The following is a 17,664-nucleotide window of genomic DNA, read 5'->3' on the forward strand; positions in this document are numbered from 1 at the left end:
GTTCCCCTCAGCGATAGATGAGATGGCGACGGCGTTTCCGGTCGAACTCGGCCAGTTCGGCCTGCCAGGATCCGACGATCTCGTCCACTCCGGCGCCTTTGTCGATCATCGTGCGCAACCTGTCGGAGCCGGAGAGCTTGTCGAGGAAGTTGTCGGGCCGCCACTTGAACTTGTCCGGGTGCACCTGCTTCGCGGTGACGAACATGGTGACCGCGGTGCGGATGGCGTCGAACGCCCGCGGGTCCGTGACGGTCACCTGCACGCCGCCGCAGGGCTCGTTGACGAACTTGCCGAACGTCGGCACGAAGTACGCCTCGCGGAACTTCACCCCGGGCAGCCGTAGCTCGCCGAGCTTCTCGCGCCAGCGCCAGTCGAGGCCCGGCGCGCCGATGATCTCGAACGGCCTGGTGGTGCCCCGGCCTTCGGAGAACACGGTGCCCTCGAACATCCCGGTGCCGGGATAGACGAGCGCGGTGTCCGGCGTCGGCATGTTCGGGCTCGGCGGGACCCACGTCAGCCCGGTGCTCGCGAAGAGCTGATCACGTCGCCAGTCCCGCACTTCGACGATTTCGAGCTTGCCCGGCGTGACACCCTCGGCAGGCAGGAACTCGGCGGCGAAGAACCGCGCGAGCTCGCCGACGGTCATGCCGTGCTGCTGCACGATCGGCTTCCGGCCGACACCCGAGGCGAACGCCGGGTTCAGCATCGGCCCGGCGGCCTTGCCGCCCAACGGATTCGGCCGGTCCAGCACGACGACCGACGCGCCGGCCTTCGCCGCCGCGACCATCGCCGTGTACAGCGACCAGATGTAGGTGTAGAACCGCGCGCCGACGTCGGCGATGTCGAAGACGACGGTGTCGACGCCCGCCTTCATGAACATCCCGGCGAGCTTGGTCGCGTCGGCGCCGTACGCGTCGTAGACGGGCACGCCGGTGCGTGGATCGGTGTAGTCGCCTTCCGAGCCGCCCGCTTGCGCGCTGCCGCGGAAGCCGTGCTCCGGGCCGAACGCGGCGAGCGGCCGGACCCCGGCGGCGACCATCGAGTCGACGATGTGGTCGCCGCTCGCCAGTACGCCCGTCGGATTCGACAGGACGCCGAGCTTGCGGCCGGACAGCGGCGCCCAGCCCTTGGCGGCGAGCACGTCCGCTCCGGTGCGGGTGAGCGAGGGACCTTTGCTCTCGCTGTCCGGCTGGGCCCCCGCGACCGAGGACCCGGCCGTCAGCGCGGGGACCGCGAGCGCGCCGGTGGCGAGGAAGTGGCGGCGGTTGAGGTTCACCAGGTCAGCCCGTGGCCGAAGGGGTACTTCACCGTGCCGACGTCCTTGCCGGCGGGAACGTCCACAGGCAGCTTGCCCTGCGGCTTCACCTTCCCGAGGATCACCCTCGCCAAAGCCTCGAGCGAAGGCGAGATGTAGCCGTACGTGGCGAGCCACGTCTCGATCGGGTTCTCGTAACCGGCGTCGTACGGGATCTGGGCGGCGACCGCGACGACGGGTTTCCCGGTGTCGGCCAGCGCCTGCAACAGCTTGCCCTGCAACGGATACGTACCGACGTTGTTGGTCAGCACGACGACGAGGTCGACGTTCTTGGCCGCCGCGACGGCCTGCGAGATCTGCGCGTCGGTCGGCGCCTGACCGGTCTGCAACGCGGTCGCCTGCGTGCCGTGTGCGGTGAGCTTCGCGGCCAGCGACGTCGTCGTGCTCACGCCCCAGCCGGTCACGAGCGTCTTCGCGGGCTGTTGCTTGAGCGGCAGGACGCCGCCGTCGTTGCGGATCGCGGTGACCGACCGGTCGGCGATGCCCTGCGCGGTCGCGAGGTTGGCCGGGGTGCCGACCTTCGACATCACCTTGGCCGGGTCGACGAACGGCGAGGTCAGGATGCCCCGGTTCAGCTTGAGCTTGAGCACCCGCAGGACGCTCTCGTCGATGCGCCGCTCGGTCAGCTCACCCTTGCGGACGGCGTCGAGCACGGAGTTGATGGCGAGTTCGAGGTTGACCGGCATGAGCAGCTGGTCGATACCCGCCTTGAGGGCCAGCACCGGGATCTCGGCGTCGGTGTGCATTTCGCGCACGGCGTCCATCGACAGCGAGTCGGTGACGACGACGCCGCGGTAACCGAGTTCCTCGCGCAGCTTGCCGGTGAGGATCGGCTTCGACAGCGTGGCCGGCTCGCCCGACGGGTCGAGGCTGGGGAACTGGATGTGGGCGCTCATGATCGAGTCGATACCCGCCTTGATGGCGGCCTTGAACGGCGGCACGTCGGTCGCGCGCCAGCTGTCCTCACTGCGGTCGATCCTGGGCAGCTCGTGGTGACTGTCGGTGGCCGCGTCGCCGTGGCCGGGGAAGTGCTTCGCGGCGGCGGACACCGTCTCCGAGCGCCGTCCGGAGTTCTGGAAGCCCTTGACCTGGGCTTCGACGAACTGGCTCGCCAGCTCCGGGCGGCCGGAGAAGGAACGGACGCCGATCACCGGGTTCGCCGGGTTCGAGTTCACGTCGGCGTCGGGGGCGAAGTCCTGGTTGATACCGACTGCGCGCAGCTCGTGCCCGAGGATGCGGGCGGCCTCCTGCGCGGCCTTGGTGTCACGGCCCGCCGAGATCGCCATCGCGTTCGGCAGCTCGGTGGCGGGGGCACCCATCCGGGTGACCGTGCCGCCTTCCTGGTCGGTCGCGATCTGCAACGGGATACGGGCGCCGCTGCGGAGCGCGGCCCGCTGGAGCCCGTTCGACAGCTTGGCGACCTGCACCGGGTCGTCGAAGTTGTCGCGGCTGTCGTTGTTGAAGTAGATGACGCCGCCCAGGTGGTACTTCTCGATCACCTGCGCGGGGGTGTCGACGCCGAAGTCGGCCTTGTTCTTGGCGTTGACCTCGTCGGCGGACTTCCCGTTCACCCACGTGACGAACAGCTGCCCGACCTTCTGCTCCAGGGTCAGCCCGCGCAGCGTCCGCTGCGCCTCCACGTCCGCCGTCACCGGCTGCGCGGTCGCCGGGACGCCCGCGACACCCAGGGTGAGCAGGCCCGCGAGGGGCAGGGCGAACGCATGGATCCTCCGATGACGGGCGTGCGCGGTTCGGGTCGTCACCTCAAGCCTCCCAGATTCGTGCCTGACTCTCAGATGGAAAGAAGTCCACCTGGAAGCACTGATATCCGGAAGCTACCCACGAGCACTTTGCTTGTCCATCGGCCACCCGCACGAACGGTCCGTTCATACACAAAGGGACGCGAAGGGGCCTGTCACGCTTGAAAACGGGGGCAAAACACTGGCGGCGCCCTCGACGATCACGGTCCGATGGTCGGNAGACCGTCCTTCCCGCCGAGTATCGCGTGCTCGAACTGCGCACGGTCGGCGAACTCGTCGACGCCCGTCGGCAAGAAGCCGGCGGGCGCCGCCAGTCAGTGCGGACGACTCGGGCGACCAAGCGTGCAACTCTGGTCGTACCTTCATGGACTCGGCGTCCGGCGTCCCGGTACGCAGTCCCTAGACGACGAGCCTCCCGCGGCGCGCTGCGCGTGGGTACCCGGTGTCCGCACACGGAGATTCGCCGGGGTGGAACAGGCTTCTCTTCTACCTGTTCCCTGGCCGACCGAACGTCCGCACCTACTTTCTACGCCGTGAGCCGGGTCACTTCAAGTGCGCAGACGGGTGCACCGGTACAGAGGCTCGATCTAGTGACACGGGCACCCTCCGCGACGGACAATTCGCCGCCCTGACTGCGAAAACCGGCCCGGTACCGCCGTGTGGGCGTGTGCTCAGCGGGTGCGTTTGCGCCGGTTGTAGCCGTACCAGGTGGCTCCCGCCGCGACGGCGCCGAGCGCGACCAGTCCGGCCGAGCGCGCCGGGATCCGGGTCCGCAGCGACATCGGGTGCTCGAAGGCGAGGATCTCCCAGCCTTGTTCCGTCGCGTGCTTGCGCAGTACGCGGTCGGGGTTGACCGCGTGCGGCCGTCCGACGACCTCGAGGAGCGGGATGTCGGTGCTCGAGTCGGTGTACGCGTGGCACTGGGTGAGGTCGTAGCCGTAGGTCGCCGCGAGCTGCTTCGCCGCGACGGCCTTGTTCTCGCCGTAGCAGTAGAAATCGACTTCGCCCGAGTAGCGACCGTCCACAATCTGCATCCGCGTGGCCACGCTGCGCGTCGCGCCGAGCATTTCGGCGACCGGCGCGACGACTTCCTCGCCGGTCGCCGACAGGACCACGACGTCGTGCCCGTCCGCGCGATGCGAGGAGATCAGTTCCGCCGCCTCCGCGTAGACGAGCGGGTCGACGACGTCGTGCAGCGTCTCGCGGACGATCGCGGAGACCTGCGCGACGTCCCATCCGGCGCACAGCGCGGAAACCTCGGCCCGCATCCGCTCGGTCTTCGCCGCGTCCGCGCCCGCGAGGGAGAAGACGAGTTGGGCGTACGCGCTGCGAAGCGCGGCTCGGCGGTTGATGAGGCCTTCACGTAAAAGCGGCTTGCTGAAGGCCAACGCGCTCGATGACGCGATGATCGTCTTGTCGAGATCGAAGAACGCCGCGACCTGGCTGGGCGTCGTGCTGGGTCGGTCCACTCGCCAAGGATAGGAGAGCCGGACCGGCGCGCGCCCGTTGGTCGACCACGATCGGGATACCGCGGTGGAAAATTCACGACCGCGCACCCGATCGGGCGCGTCGTGCCGTTACCGAATTGTGGGTACGGAGGTCGCCCGCAACAGGCCGGTATCGGAGCTACAGTGAGATTATCCGGTGTCGCACCGGGCCCAGGTTCAGTCCGACCCCCCGGGGCTGAACCCCAGGCGGCCCTCGTCCCTCCCCCCTGGCGAGGGCCGCCTCCTTTATCCCTTGTGGTTTCAGTGGTTCAGACCTCGTCGGCCGCGAAAACCTCGCCCGGGCAAGGCTGGAACCGCCCGGAGTTCGTTAACTTTCTTTTATCTCAACTGTTTTCGTGCTCGTCACCGTGCCGAAAATGGGTCGTGGGTTCGTGCTGGGAAGGACCGACAAAACCGTGGGAAACCGGTTTCCCACGACGGAGTTGTCCACAACACCCCGGTTGTCCACAGGTGGTACGGAATGGCGTTGTGCGCGGCGGGGACCGGCGCGACCGTGGAGTCATCACCCGAGTCCGACCGAATCACTGGGGGAGCCATGACCGCGGAACATCCGCTCGTCGTCGCCGGCGACGACATCCTGCTCGACGAGATCCTGCGCGTGGCCGCGGCCGCGGGCTGCGAGGTCGAACGCGCGCCCGATCTGGCCGCCGCACGCGGCAGGTGGGCCCGCGCGCCGCTCGTGGTACTCGACGAGGAAGCCGCGAGCGCGCCGAACCGCCTGCTACGGCGGAACAAGGTCCTGTTGGTCTGCAAGGGCGCGCCGACGCCGGTGACGTGGGAGCGTGCTTTCAACACCGGTTCGGAGAAGGTCCTTTCGCTCCCGGACGAGGAGGGCGACCTCATCGGCGAGTTCGCCGACGTCGTCGACGGGCCGGCGCGTGACGACGGCGTCGTCATCGGGATCATCGGCGGGCGGGGCGGTGCCGGGGCTTCCGTGCTGGCGGCCGCAGTCGCGTACCAAGCGGAGAAGTCCGGCACCGGTGGGCTGCTGGTCGACTGCGATCCGCTCGGTGGCGGGGTCGACGTCCTCCTCGCCGCCGAGCGCGATCGCGGGCCCCGGTGGCCGGAGCTCGATCTCGGCGGCAGGGTGTCCATGGCCGCGTTGAGCGAAGCCCTGCCGCGAAAGAAATACTCGACCGGCTCACTGTCCTTTGTGTCCTATGGCAGGGAAGGACGCGGCCCCGGGCCCGACGCGATCGAGGGCGTGCTGAACGCCGGACGGCGGGCGGGGCGGACGGTCGTCTGCGATCTGCCGAGGTATTTCGGCGCCGAGACGGGCACCGTGATCGGGCTGGCCGATCTCGTCGTGGTCGTGGTCCCCGCGGAACTCCGTGCCTGTGCGGCGGCGAAACAGGTCCTCGCCAGGCTCGAACCTCACGCGACGAGGATCGGTGTCGCGGTCCGTGGGCCGTCGCCCGCCGGGCTGATCCCGCAGGAGATCGCCGACGCCGTCGGCGTCCCGCTCATCACGTCGATGGGTCGCGAGCGATCCCTCTCGGCGGCCCTCGACCGCGGCGAATTCGTCCCGAGGCATCGCGGGCACCTGGCCACCGCGGCCACCGAAGTCCTCGCGGCGGCGCGCGGAAACCTGGCCGGTGCCTCGCGATGACCGAAGATCTGGTCGAGCGGGTCCGACGGCGGCTGGCCGGGTCGGCCGCCCCGGCGGATCCGGTGAGCGTCGCGCGGGCGGTGCGCGCCGAAGCAGGCGGTTCGCTCGGTCAGGACGCCGTCCTCGGAGCGGTCAGGCTGGCCCGCGACGAGTTCGTCGGCGCCGGCCCGCTCGCGCCGCTTCTCGAAAAGCCCGGCGTCACCGACATTCTCGTCACCGCTCCCGACAAGGTCTGGGTGGACACCGGTGAAGGTCCCCAGGAGACGGAAATCCGTTTCGCCGACGAGGAAGCGGTCCGCCGGCTGGCCCAGCGGCTCGCCCTCGCCGGCGGGCGGCGGCTGGACGACGCGCAACCGTTCGCCGACTGCTGGCTGCCGGGTGTGGGGCCGCAAGGCCGGGTCCGCATGCACGCCGTACTCCCACCGCTCGCGCCCGCCGGGACCGCTCTCTCGCTCCGCGTTCTCCGGCCCGCCAGCCATGACCTCGCCGAACTCCGGTTGCGCGGGGTGTTCGGCACCAGCGGCGCGGATCTGCTCGACTCGGTCATCCGGCGACGGCTCGCGTTCCTGGTCTCCGGCGCGACGGGGTCGGGCAAGACGACCTTGCTCGCCGCGTTGCTCGGCGCCGTACCCCCGTCCGAACGCATCGTCTGCGTCGAGGATGCCGGAGAGCTGCAACCGGACCATCCACAGTTCGTCAGCCTGCTCACCCGCCCGGCCAACGTCGAGGGCGCGGGCGAGATCGGGCTGAGCGAACTGGTGCGTCAGGCATTGCGGATGCGCCCGGACCGCCTGGTCGTCGGAGAGGTGCGTGGCCGGGAGGTGATCGCGTTGCTCAACGCGATGAACACCGGGCACGAGGGTGGCGGCTGCACCCTGCACGCCAATTCCTCGGAGGAGGTCCCGGCACGCATGGAGGCGCTGGCAGCGCTCGGCGGGCTGAAACGCGACGCGCTGCACAGCCAGTTGACGGCGGCGGTGCGGGTGGTCCTGCACATGGTCCGTCTGCCGAGCGGGATCCGGCGGCTGGACGAGGTCGGTGTCCTCAGGTCCTTTCGAGGTGAGGCCAAAGTCGTCCCGGTTTGGAGCAAAGGCACCTGGATCGGCGACGAGACTCCTTTCGAGGAGTTGGCGGCATGAACCCCTGGTTCCTGCTCGCCTGCGGCGCGGGGCTGGCCTGCTGGCCGAAGCAGATGGTGCGCGCGCCGATCGCCTGGCGTTTGCCCCAGGCGGTTCGGACGGGTTGGTGGCCTCTGCCGTCGCTGCTCGTCCTGCCGTTCCTCGGGATCGGCTGGGCGGTGGCGGTACTCGTGTTCACCGTGACCGTCCGCCAGGAGGTCCGGTCGCGGGCGCAGGCGAACGCGGCGCAGGCCGAAGCGGAGCTCACCGCGTCCGTGCTACGGACGATGATCGGTGAACTCCGCGCGGGCGCCCATCCGGTGACGGCGGCCGAAGCCACCGCGGAGGCGATCCCCGCGGCGTCCGGGCGGCTGCGCGGACTCATCGCGGCCGCCCGGCTCGGTGGTGAGACCGCCGCCGATCCGGACGCGCCACCGGCACTGGTGAACGCATGGACGCTCGCGAACCGGTTCGGGCTGCCGATGGCCGACGTGCTCGACGCCGCGAGGCGGGACGCGGAGGCGGGGATCGGCTTCCGCCGCCGGCTCAAAGCCAAGATGGCCGGTCCCCGGGCGAGTGCCGCCGTGCTCGCGGCCCTCCCGCTGGTGTGCCTGCCGCTCGGCGAGGCGATGGGGGCGGGTCCGGTCCAGGTCCTCACCGGGACCGGCGCCGGTCAGCTCCTGCTCGTCGTGGGCAGCGGGCTGATCTGGGCGGGCACGGCCTGGTCCCGTGCCCTCACCGGGCGGGTGGCGTCATGCTGACCGGCGCGGCGTTGATCCTGCTGGGCGGTGCCGTCTTCTGTTGGCCACACGTCGCGGCCGGAGACGTAGCGCGACCAGGTCGGCTTCTCACGCGGATCCGGGCACGGTCGCCCCGGGACAAAGGCGCCTTCGAACTCGTCCGGTCCGCGGCCATCCTCGATCTGCTGGCCGCCTGCCTGGCAGGCGGGCTGCCGGTGCCCGTCGCGCTCGAGGCCGTCGCGCCGACCGCCTCACCGAAGACCGCGGTGGCTCTGCGTTCGGTGGCGTCGCATCTGGCCGTGGGCATCGGGCCGGCGGAAGCGTGGGCGCCGGTCCGCGACCTGCCTGGCCTGACCGAACTGGCCGTCGCCGCCGTCCGGACGGCGCGGGCGGGCACCGCGCTCGCCACGCATGCGAAGGACCTCGCGCGAAGGCTGCGCGAGTCGCTTTCCGCCGAAGCCGAGGAACGCGCGGAACGGGCGGGAGTGCTGCTGGCGGCACCGATCGGCCTGTGCTTTCTCCCCGCGTTCCTCTGCCTCGGCGTCCTGCCCGTCGTGCTCGGCCTGGCCGGGCGGCTCGACGGCGTCCTCTGAACTGAAAGGCGATTCCCTATGAACAAGGTCCCCGACTTCCGTGCAGACGACGGCATGGCGACGATCGAATACGCCATCGCCACCCTGGCCGCCGCCGCGCTGGCGGCCGTCCTTTACTTGGTCATCGACAGCGAAGCCGTCCGCGCCGGGCTCACCGCGCTCATCGAGCGGGCGCTGTCGGTGAAGTTCTGATGCGCGGCGAGGATCGCGGCTCCGTCACCGTGGAAGCCGCGCTCGGCATCGGCGCGCTGACCTTCGTCTCGGCCCTGTTGCTCGCCGGGATCGGGGTCGCCTCCGACCAGCTCCGCTGCACCGACGCGGCCCGCGAGGCCGCCAGGCTCCTCGCCCGCGGCCAGCCCGCCCGTGCCGAACAGGCGGTGCGGGAGATCGCGCCGCCCGGCGCCCGGCTGGACGTCGTCCGCGAAGGCGACGCGATCACCGCCGGCGTCGAGGCCGAACCGGTCGCCGGGCTCCTGCCGGGTATCCGGCTGCGTTCCAGCGCCTTCGCCATCGCCGAGCCGGGGAGCGGGCCGTGACCGGGGACGATCGCGGCGTCGCGACCGTGTGGACCGCCTCGATCGTCGCCGTCCTGGTCGGCGCGGCGGCGTTCGCCTTCTGGATCGGTGCCGCCGTCACGACCCGGCACCGCGCCGAGGCCGCCGCGGATCTGGCGGCGCTCGCGGCGGCCTCACACGCGTCGGACGGTCCCGCCGCGGCCTGCGAACGGGCGCGGCAGGTCGCCGTCCGGATGTCGGTCACGTTGCTGACCTGCCGTTGGGAGCGCGGTGATGCCCTGGTCGAAGTGCGTTCGGAGCCGTCGGGGCGGCCGGCGGTCACCGGACGGGCGGAGGCACGGGCCAGGGCGGGTCCGGTCGACCGGTCACCGTGACGGAGTTCGCGCGGTGAACGGTCGCCGGGCGGCGACCGGCGGGTGGTACGCGCGAGTAACCGCTGAGCGCGAGCAGCGGTCGTTGACGCGCGGCGAGCGGTCGAAGCCATGATCAGCTCTCCGCCGAACGGCCGCTCGCCGCTCACCGCGAGCGCCGCCGCGCAGGAGGGAAGCCCAGGTCGGCTGCGACGAACGGCTCCATACCGGTCGTGCGCGCCCGTTGACCGGACGTCCGGCGTTCGGTCCGTCCGGTCGCACTACCGCGCGTTCATCGCTAAGTAACCGCCGGTTGTCGCGTGAGGTCTTCTCCCGATGTGCAACTTGCCGTTTATTGAGATGTGCGCCACTTCGAAGAGTTCGCCGAGGCCGGTGCGACAGAGACAGACACAGGACAGAGTTGACCTGAGGCAGGGACAGTAATGTTGGACGCGAATTGGCCGGACAGCTGGCGGGGCGCCTTCCGCATCGAAATGCGGGCGGAGGCGATCGGTCTCGCCTGGCGTGGCTGGCCGGTGTTCCCGGGTGCCGAGCCCGCGGCGCTCACCGCCGAAGGTGACGACCTCACCTGGCGGCGTCCGGTCCCGGCCCAGGACAATTGGCGTGAACTGACCGAGACCCACCCGCACGAGGTCGCCACCTGGTTCGGCGACGACACGCACAGCCTCCTCGTCGCCACCGGCACCGTGCTCGACGCCATCGAGGTCGACGACGAGCTCGGCAAGGCCGCCGCCCGCCTGCTGCGCGCCACCGGGCACCCCGCCCCGATCGTCGCGATGCCGAACGGCCGCTGGCTGTTCCTCACCACCGTCGCCGCGAGCATCCCGCGGGAACTGGCCGACCAGGCCTCGATCCAGTGGCACGGCGCGAACGGCTACATCCCGCTGCCCCCGTCGCCGTTCCAGCATGGTGTCGTGCACTGGCGGGTCAAGCCCGAGGTCTGGGGCTGGCAGCTGCCCGAGGCCGCCGACGTGCACGACGTGCTCGTCCGTGCGCTGGCCGGTGACCAGGCCGTCGCCCCGGTGGCGAGCCTTAGCACCGCCGCCTGATCAACCCACAATTTCAAGCCACCCCGTGGCCGGACACGGACCCGTGCTGACGCAAAGCCCCGAGCACGGTGTCCAGAACGGCCACCGCCCCCGCCTTGTCCAGCGGATCGTTGCCGTTCCCGCACTTCGGCGACTGGACGCAGGACGGGCAGCCGGCCGGGCACTCGCAGGAAACGATCGCCTCCCGCGTTGCGGCCAGCCAAGGGACAATCGCGGCAAATCCGCGGTCGGCGAATCCCGCACCCCCGGGATGACCATCGTGCACGAACACCGTCGCCTCCCCGGTGTCTTCGTGCCACGCGGTCGACACCCCGCCAATGTCCCAGCGGTCGCAGGTAGCGAACAGCGGTAGCAGGCCGATCGCCGCGTGCTCGGCGGCATGCAGGGCACCGGGGACGCGCGCCGGATCCAACTCGGCGCCCGTCCCCGGTGCTCCGCCAAGTTCCTCGGTCCCCACCCCGGAGCCTCCGGTCCCCACCGGCTCCAGAACTTCGGTCCCCGTCCGATGGCCCCCGGTCCCCGCCACGCCATCGGACGCGCCGAGCAGCTCGGCCGAGATCGTGTACCAGACGGCACGGGTGTGCAGGCTCTGCTCCGGCAGATCCAGCGGAGTCTGGTCCAGCACCTCGCCGGACGGACGTCTCCGCAAGTAGCCGACCACTCGCGAGCTCACCGAAACCTCGCCCAGGTTCACCGTGACCCCGCCGTGCACTCGCTTCTCGTCGGTGCGCAGCACGCTGATGTCGACGACCTCGCGCGGTGACGTGGTCCAGTCCGGATCCTCCGCGTGCACCAGGGCGAGCCCGGTCTCCAGATCCAGTTCGTCGACCACGTAGGACGAACCCTGGTGCAGGTACACCGCGCCGGGATGGACCGCGTAGCAGGCGGAGCCCGGGTCGACCGTGCCGAGCATCCGACCGGAATCGGCCTCCACCACCGCGATCTGTTCGCCGCCGGAACCCCGGATGCCGACTTCGGCGTGCGGCCGGTCGCGCGAGGTCCAGTACCAGCCGCTCGTGCGGCGGCGGACGATCTTCTCCTTGACCAGATCGGCGAGTACGGCGCGCGCCGAGTCGCCGCCGAAGGCCGCGACCTCAGGCTCGGTCAGCGGGAGTTCGGCGATGGCGCAGGCCAATTGCGGCCCGAGCACATACGGATTCGACGGGTCGAGGACGGCGGCCTCGACGGGCCGGTCCAGGATCGCGGCCGGATGGTGCACGAGATAGGTGTCCAGCGGATCGTCGCGGGCCACGAACACGACCAGCGCCGCGTCGCCCGCGCGCCCGGCCCGTCCCGCCTGCTGCCAGAACGACGCGAGCGTCCCCGGATAGCCTGCCAGGACCACCGCGTCCAGCCCGGCGATGTCGACGCCGAGTTCGAGCGCGTTCGTCGTCGCGACACCGAGCAACCGCCCGGACAGCAACGCCGCTTCGAGGGCGCGCCGCTCCTCCGGCAGATACCCGGAGCGGTACGCGGCGACGGATTCCGCCAGTGCACCGTCCACTTCGGACAGAATCCGTCTGGCGCCGAGCGCGGTCAGCTCCGCGCCTCGCCGCGACCGGACGAACGCCAGCGAGCGAGCGCCTTCGATGACCAGTTCGGCGAGGATCCGGGAGGCCTCGGCCCCCGCCGAGCGCCGCACCGGTGCTCCGTTCTCGCCAGAGAGCTCCGACAGCAGCGGGGGTTCCCACAACGCGACCGTGCGAGCGCCGCGCGGCGAGCCATCCTCGGTGACCGGGACACAGTCCTGTCCGGTGAGTTTCGACGCGAACGCCGCCGGGTCCGCGGTCGTCGCGGACGCGAGGACGAAGACCGGCGAAGCGCCGTAGTACGCAGCGACCCTTCGCAACCGGCGCAGCAGCAGCGCCACGTGGGAACCGAAGACACCGCGATAGCTGTGGCATTCGTCGACGACGACGAACGAGAGCCGCCGGAAGAACCGGGACCAGCGCGCGTGCGACGAGAGGATCCCGCGGTGCAGCATGTCCGGGTTCGTGAACACCCAGTTCGCGTGCGCGCGGACCCAGTCCCGCTCTTCCAGCGGAGTGTCCCCGTCGAACGACGCCGCCCGCGCCTTCTTGATGTCCAAAGAGGACACCGAGCGCAACTGGTCGGCGCCGAGCGCCTTGGTCGGCGACAGGTACAGCGCCGTGGCCCGCTCGTCCTCGACCAGTGCCGAGAGCACCGGTAACTGGTACGCGAGCGACTTGCCCGACGCGGTGCCGGTCGAGATCACGACGTGCCGGCCCTCACGGGCCAAGGACGCGGCCTCCGCCTGATGCCGCCATGGCGTCTCGACTCCGTTCGCCTTCAGCGCCTTGACGACCGGACCCGCCGCCCACTCCGGCCAGTCCACGGAATCCGCCGGACGGGCCGGCAGTTCGGCCACATGGGTGACCGGGTACAGCGAAGCCGGGATCCCCGCCGTCGCGCGGTCGAGAAGCCGCCGGCCCTTGCCGGATCGCACCGTGCCGTCCACCTTCGGAAGCTTCGCACAGCGCACCGACAGAAACGGTCCGCCGCCGGACGGAACGGGCACTGGAAGTGGCCGCCGATGATCGATACAGTGACCAGCCTCACACGATTACGGAACGTACGGTGGCGGGGACGCCTTGCCGCCCGCCATCCCACTACCAATACACTCCCGCAATCCACACCGTCTGTGGCGAGCGTCATGTGAGACGTGCCTTGCAGTGCGACTAGCGTGACGTTCGGCTCAGATCCCCATGCCAGCGTCGGCACGCCGGTTCCATCGGCGGATCGTCGTTGGCCAACGGCGACGTCTCCAGGAGGACGAATGTCCCGGCAGTTCCTCGCGGAGGGCGAACTCACGCTCTCCGGAGGTGGTTACACCATCGTCGGTGTGATCGCCGTGGTCGCCCTTGCCGCACTGGTCATCGGCTACGTTCTGCTCAAGGAGGTCTTGGCCGCGGGCCAGGGCACCTCCAAGATGCAGGACATCGCGAAGGCAGTGCAGGAAGGCGCGGCTGCCTATCTCAAACGGCAGCGCAACACCCTAGCGATCTTCGGTGCGATCGTTTTCGTGCTGCTCTTCGCTTTGCCGGCCGATGACTGGAACGAGAAGATCGGCCGGTCCATCTTCTTCTTGGTCGGCGCTGGGTTCTCCTTCGCGATCGGCTATCTCGGCATGTGGCTGGCGACACAGGCGAACCTGCGTGTCGCGGCCGCTTCGCGCGAGGCGGGCGGTCGCGAGAAGGCGATGCGCCTGGCCTTCCGCACCGGTGGCGTCGTCGGCATGATCACCGTCGGTCTCGGTCTCTTCGGCGCCGCGGTGGTCGTCCTCGTCTACACCGGACAGGCCCCGAAGGTGTTGGAGGGCTTCGGTTTCGGTGCCGCGCTGATCGCGATGTTCATGCGTGTCGGCGGCGGTATCTTCACGAAGGCCGCCGACGTCGGCGCGGACCTGGTCGGCAAGGTCGAGCAGGGCATCCCCGAGGACGACCCGCGCAACGCGGCCACCATCGCCGACAACGTCGGTGACAACGTGGGCGACTGCGCCGGGATGGCGGCGGACCTCTTCGAGTCGTACGCGGTCATGCTCGTCGCGGCGCTGATCCTGGGTAGCACCGCGTTCGGCGTGCACGGCCTGATCTTCCCGCTCATCGTGCCCGCCATCGGTGTGATCACCGCGGTCATCGGTGTCTACATCACCAAGGCCAAGGCGGGCGAAGGCGGTCTGGTCACGATCAACCGCTCGTTCTACATCTCCGCGGCGATTTCCGCGGTGCTCTCGACGATCGCGGCGTTCGTCTACCTGCCCGGTTCGTTCTCCGAGCTGACCAGCGGTGCGACCAGCGAGCCCGGTAGCCCGGCGCTGATCGCGACCATCTCGGTGATCATCGGCATCGTGCTCGCGGCGGTCATCCTCAAGCTCACCGGCTACTACACCGGCACCGAGCACAAGCCGGTCAAGGAGGTCGGCAAGTCCTCCGAAACCGGTGCGGCGACGGTGATCCTGGCCGGTATCTCGGTCGGGTTCGAGTCCGCCGTGTATACCGCGCTCGTCATCAGCGCGGCCGTGTTCGGCGCGTACCTGCTCGGTGGCGGCGTCGCGCTGTTCGCCGTGGCGCTGGCCGGTACCGGTCTGCTCACCACCGTCGGCGTCATCGTCGCGATGGACACCTTCGGCCCGATTTCGGACAACGCGCAGGGCATCGCCGAGATGTCGGGTGACGTCGACGAAGACGCCGCGCAGATCCTCACCGAGCTCGACGCGGTCGGCAACACCACCAAGGCCATCACCAAGGGCATCGCGATCGCGACGGCGGTCCTCGCGGCGACGGCGCTGTTCGGGTCCTATCAGGACGCGATCAGCAAGGCGCTGAAGTCGATCCCGGAGGCGGCGCAGGCCAGCGCGTCCGCGCTGAACTTCTTCGTCAACGAAGTGGTCAGCCCGAACACCCTGGTCGGTGTCATCATCGGTGCGGCGGTCGTGTTCCTGTTCTCCGGTCTCGCGGTCAACGCGGTGTCCCGTGCCGCCGGCGCGGTCGTCTACGAAGTGCGCCGCCAGTTCCGCGACATCCCGGGCATCATGGAGGGCACCACCCGTCCCGAGTACGGCCGGGTCGTCGACATCGTCACGCGTGACTCGCTGCGTGAGCTGACCACGCCCGGTCTGCTCGCGGTCTTCGCCCCGATCGCGGTCGGCTTCGGCCTCGGCACCGGCGCTCTCGCCGGTTACCTCGCCGGTGCGATCGCTTCCGGCACCCTGATGGCGATCTTCCTCGCCAACTCCGGTGGTGCCTGGGACAACGCGAAGAAGCTCGTGGAGGACGGAAGCCACGGCGGCAAGGGATCGGACGCGCACGAGGCCACCATCATCGGTGACACCGTGGGTGACCCGTTCAAGGACACCGCCGGTCCCGCGATCAACCCGCTGATCAAGGTGATGAACCTGGTGTCGGTGCTGATCGCCCCGGCGGTCGTGCAGTTCTCGATCGGCGCGGACGCCAACGTCGGCATCCGCATCGCGATCTCGCTGGTCGCCGTCGCGATCATCGTCGCGGCGATCGTGGTCTCCAAGCGCCGCGAGTCGGTGCTTTCCGAGAACCCCGCGCAAGCGAAGGCTTAACGCCGGAAAGTTTCCTCCGCCGGGCCCGTCACGATTTTCGTGGCGGGCCCGGCGGCTGTCCGGCGCAGGCTAATGTCTGCGCGTCACGCCGATCCGATCCCGGGGGAGTCCCTGCCATGAGGCGTTCGATCATCCTGTTCGCCGCCGTTTTCCTGCTGGCGGGCTGTGGCGGCGCCGAGCGGACGGCCGCCCCTTCTCCTTCTTCTCCCGCCCCCGCGGCCGGGAGTTCCTGGATGGACGGTTTCTGCGGTTCGCTGATCGACTTCGCCAAGATCGGCGATTTCACGATGCCCGACTTCGAGCAGGACGACGTCGCCAGTGCGCGGAAGGTGATGGACGAGGCCTTCGGGGTGTTCGCGCCCGGTTTCGACAACGCGGTCACCGGTTTGGGGAAGCTCGGCCAGGCGCCGAGCGCGGAAGCCGACGCGGCGCGCAGGAGCATCGTCGACGCGCTGACGCCGATCCGGGACAAGGTGCTCGCCGCGAAGGCCGCGCTCGACGCGGCGCCGAAGGACGACAAGGCCGCCGTGGCGGCCGCCGCGGTTTCCTTCCGGCAAATCGGATCCGACATCAACGACATGCCCGACCCGTTCCAGCAGCTGGAAACGAACGTTTCGTTGAAAACACTGGCCGCGCAGGCCCCGAACTGCAAGAAGCTGCCTTCCTGACCTTCTTTCCGCCGCGTTGATTTGCATTGCCCCCCGGTATCGGTACCGTCGGGGGCCAGCCGGGAAGTCGTCAGGTCGGGAGGTGTTTTCGTGCGGCCGCGGTTCACCGTCCTTGCCGCGCTAGCAACAGGTATCGGACTCGGCCTCGCCGGGTGCGGGCACCAGCCCGCGGTGACTTCCCACGCCAGACAAGAAGGTCTCGCGACGGTCAGCGCGTCGGAGGCCGACCCCGCCTCCGCTTGGACGGAGGGGTACTGCGGCGCGGCGGGCGGCCTCGTCCGGACGCTGGCGACGCTGCCCAGCGTCGATCCGAGCACGCCACAGCAGGCTTCCCGTACCTCCAGCGAGCTGATGACCTCGGTGGTCGAAGGGCTGGACCGCACCTCCGCCGCCTTCGAGAACCTCGGTCCGGCGCCGGTCACGGGCGGTGACACCTCGCGCACGGCCGCCGTCGCCCAGCTCGCCGGCATCCGCGCCCGTGCCGACGACGTCCGTCACCGCCTCGACTCCTCAAGCGACCCCGAGGCGACGAAAACGGCGCTTCGCGACGCGAGGACGTCCCTCGACGAACTAGACCGCCTCGACCTTCTCAGGGGCCTTAACGACGTCCCTCAGCTCGCCGCGGCGAGCAGCCGGATCCCGATTTGCCAGGAATTGGTCAAACAACCTCGCTGAGTCACCCCGCGATCACTGGTCATGACTCGAACTTGTGTTCTATTCTGTCCGGGTGGACGGGACGATCTCGCTCTTCTCGGCGGAGGCGAGCGGGCCGGGGCTCGCCGATCTCGCCGGTGTGCTGTGCGGGCCCGGGCGGATGACGGGCTTCGGGCGGACGGCCGCGCGGCTGTCCGCCGTGGTCGACGAGCCGTGGCGGGCGGGTGCCCTCGCCAGGGAATGCCGTCGTCGCGGCGCGGAGGCGCAGGTCTCGGCCGCCGAATGCGGGCGGCCGCTCGTGAGGACGCCGTTCCGGGTCGACCTGCTGCCACTGGAGCAGCGCTGGAACCGTGGTGAAGAGAAGGTCCTGCCGGAGGGCTTCCGGCTCGACGGGGCCATGTTGAGGATGTGGGCGCTCGCGGCGGGCAGTCCCCAGGGCAACGGCTATCTGCTCGCGCTCGATCCGGAGGCGCCGGAGACGCACGAGCGGCTGATCACGGCGCTGGCCCAGCTGGGCGTGCCGGCGAAGGCGCAGAAAGGTGAAGAGGCACTGCTCCGGGTCACCGGACGGAGGCGGCTCGCGCATGTGCTGGAGCTGATCGGAGACGCGCCGGCGGGTGCCGAGCCCGCTTGGCCCAGTCTCGTGCCCGTGGTGCGTGCCGTTTGACGCTC

General features: G+C 70.0%; 16 protein-coding genes. 12 read left to right on the forward strand and 4 right to left on the reverse strand.

The window, feature by feature from the left end; genetic code table 11:
- Positions 1 to 7 precede the first annotated feature (7 nt).
- From LCL61_RS02485 to LCL61_RS02495, 3 genes are all read right to left on the reverse strand, one after another.
- A complete protein-coding gene (locus LCL61_RS02485) occupies positions 8 to 1,276 on the reverse strand; it encodes a DUF1343 domain-containing protein (protein ID WP_340685314.1) in 1,269 nt (422 codons plus the stop codon).
- The gene (locus LCL61_RS02490; protein ID WP_340685315.1) at positions 1,273 to 3,078 is read right to left on the reverse strand and encodes a glycoside hydrolase family 3 protein; all 1,806 of its coding nucleotides are present in this window, start codon (positions 3,076 to 3,078) and stop codon (positions 1,273 to 1,275) included. The genes LCL61_RS02485 and LCL61_RS02490 overlap by 4 nt, the downstream gene beginning before the upstream one ends.
- Positions 3,079 to 3,746: 668 nt before the next feature.
- Entirely contained in the window at positions 3,747 to 4,544 is a 798-nt protein-coding gene (locus LCL61_RS02495) for an HAD family hydrolase (RefSeq protein ID WP_340685316.1), read from the reverse strand.
- Between the two features lie 574 nt (positions 4,545 to 5,118).
- Here LCL61_RS02495 and ssd point away from each other — a divergent pair.
- The 8 genes from ssd (at position 5,119) to LCL61_RS02535 (ending at position 10,578) form a co-directional block, all read left to right on the forward strand.
- Positions 5,119 to 6,192, forward strand: coding sequence for a septum site-determining protein Ssd (gene ssd, locus LCL61_RS02500; protein WP_340685317.1), 1,074 nt, complete (start codon positions 5,119 to 5,121; stop codon positions 6,190 to 6,192).
- Positions 6,189 to 7,331: a TadA family conjugal transfer-associated ATPase gene (locus LCL61_RS02505; protein WP_340685318.1), complete on the forward strand. Its 1,143-nt coding sequence runs from the start codon at positions 6,189 to 6,191 to the stop codon at positions 7,329 to 7,331. The genes ssd and LCL61_RS02505 overlap by 4 nt, the downstream gene beginning before the upstream one ends.
- Positions 7,328 to 8,071 (forward strand): type II secretion system F family protein, encoded by a 744-nt coding sequence (locus tag LCL61_RS02510; RefSeq protein ID WP_340685319.1) that lies wholly within the window; start codon positions 7,328 to 7,330, stop codon positions 8,069 to 8,071. The genes LCL61_RS02505 and LCL61_RS02510 overlap by 4 nt, the downstream gene beginning before the upstream one ends.
- Positions 8,065 to 8,643 carry a type II secretion system F family protein gene (locus tag LCL61_RS02515; RefSeq protein WP_340685320.1) on the forward strand — a complete coding sequence of 193 codons (579 nt, stop codon included), beginning with the start codon at positions 8,065 to 8,067 and terminating at the stop codon, positions 8,641 to 8,643. The genes LCL61_RS02510 and LCL61_RS02515 overlap by 7 nt, the downstream gene beginning before the upstream one ends.
- 18 nt (positions 8,644 to 8,661) lie before the next feature.
- Complete coding sequence (locus LCL61_RS02520) at positions 8,662 to 8,835, forward strand: DUF4244 domain-containing protein (RefSeq protein WP_340685321.1); 174 nt, start codon at positions 8,662 to 8,664, stop codon at positions 8,833 to 8,835.
- Positions 8,835 to 9,179: a TadE family type IV pilus minor pilin gene (locus tag LCL61_RS02525; RefSeq protein ID WP_340685322.1), complete on the forward strand. Its 345-nt coding sequence runs from the start codon at positions 8,835 to 8,837 to the stop codon at positions 9,177 to 9,179. Before LCL61_RS02520 ends, LCL61_RS02525 begins: the two co-directional genes overlap by 1 nt.
- Positions 9,176 to 9,532 carry an Rv3654c family TadE-like protein gene (locus LCL61_RS02530; protein WP_340685323.1) on the forward strand — a complete coding sequence of 119 codons (357 nt, stop codon included), beginning with the start codon at positions 9,176 to 9,178 and terminating at the stop codon, positions 9,530 to 9,532. The genes LCL61_RS02525 and LCL61_RS02530 overlap by 4 nt, the downstream gene beginning before the upstream one ends.
- Before the next feature lie 419 nt (positions 9,533 to 9,951).
- Positions 9,952 to 10,578, forward strand: coding sequence for a bifunctional DNA primase/polymerase (locus tag LCL61_RS02535; protein WP_340685324.1), 627 nt, complete (start codon positions 9,952 to 9,954; stop codon positions 10,576 to 10,578).
- A 13-nt stretch (positions 10,579 to 10,591) separates the two neighbouring features.
- Here the strand turns inward: LCL61_RS02535 and LCL61_RS02540 are convergent, their stop codons facing one another.
- Positions 10,592 to 13,057 carry a DEAD/DEAH box helicase gene (locus tag LCL61_RS02540; protein WP_340685325.1) on the reverse strand — a complete coding sequence of 822 codons (2,466 nt, stop codon included), beginning with the start codon at positions 13,055 to 13,057 and terminating at the stop codon, positions 10,592 to 10,594.
- A 318-nt stretch (positions 13,058 to 13,375) separates the two neighbouring features.
- Between LCL61_RS02540 and LCL61_RS02545 the strand changes: the two genes are divergently transcribed.
- The 4 genes from LCL61_RS02545 to LCL61_RS02560 all read left to right on the forward strand — a co-directional run bounded on the left by LCL61_RS02545 (position 13,376) and on the right by LCL61_RS02560 (position 17,659).
- Entirely contained in the window at positions 13,376 to 15,670 is a 2,295-nt protein-coding gene (locus LCL61_RS02545) for a sodium-translocating pyrophosphatase (protein ID WP_340685326.1), read from the forward strand.
- A gap of 116 nt (positions 15,671 to 15,786) precedes the next feature.
- Complete coding sequence (locus LCL61_RS02550; RefSeq protein WP_340685327.1) at positions 15,787 to 16,338, forward strand: hypothetical protein; 552 nt, start codon at positions 15,787 to 15,789, stop codon at positions 16,336 to 16,338.
- A 90-nt stretch (positions 16,339 to 16,428) separates the two neighbouring features.
- Positions 16,429 to 17,013 carry a hypothetical protein gene (locus LCL61_RS02555; RefSeq protein WP_340685328.1) on the forward strand — a complete coding sequence of 195 codons (585 nt, stop codon included), beginning with the start codon at positions 16,429 to 16,431 and terminating at the stop codon, positions 17,011 to 17,013.
- Positions 17,014 to 17,047: 34 nt separating this feature from the next.
- Complete coding sequence (locus LCL61_RS02560; RefSeq protein ID WP_219147549.1) at positions 17,048 to 17,659, forward strand: hypothetical protein; 612 nt, start codon at positions 17,048 to 17,050, stop codon at positions 17,657 to 17,659.
- Positions 17,660 to 17,664 lie beyond the last annotated feature (5 nt).

It is taken from the genome of Amycolatopsis coloradensis (genome assembly GCF_037997115.1).
Classification (GTDB): Bacteria; Actinomycetota; Actinomycetes; order Mycobacteriales; family Pseudonocardiaceae; genus Amycolatopsis; species Amycolatopsis coloradensis_A.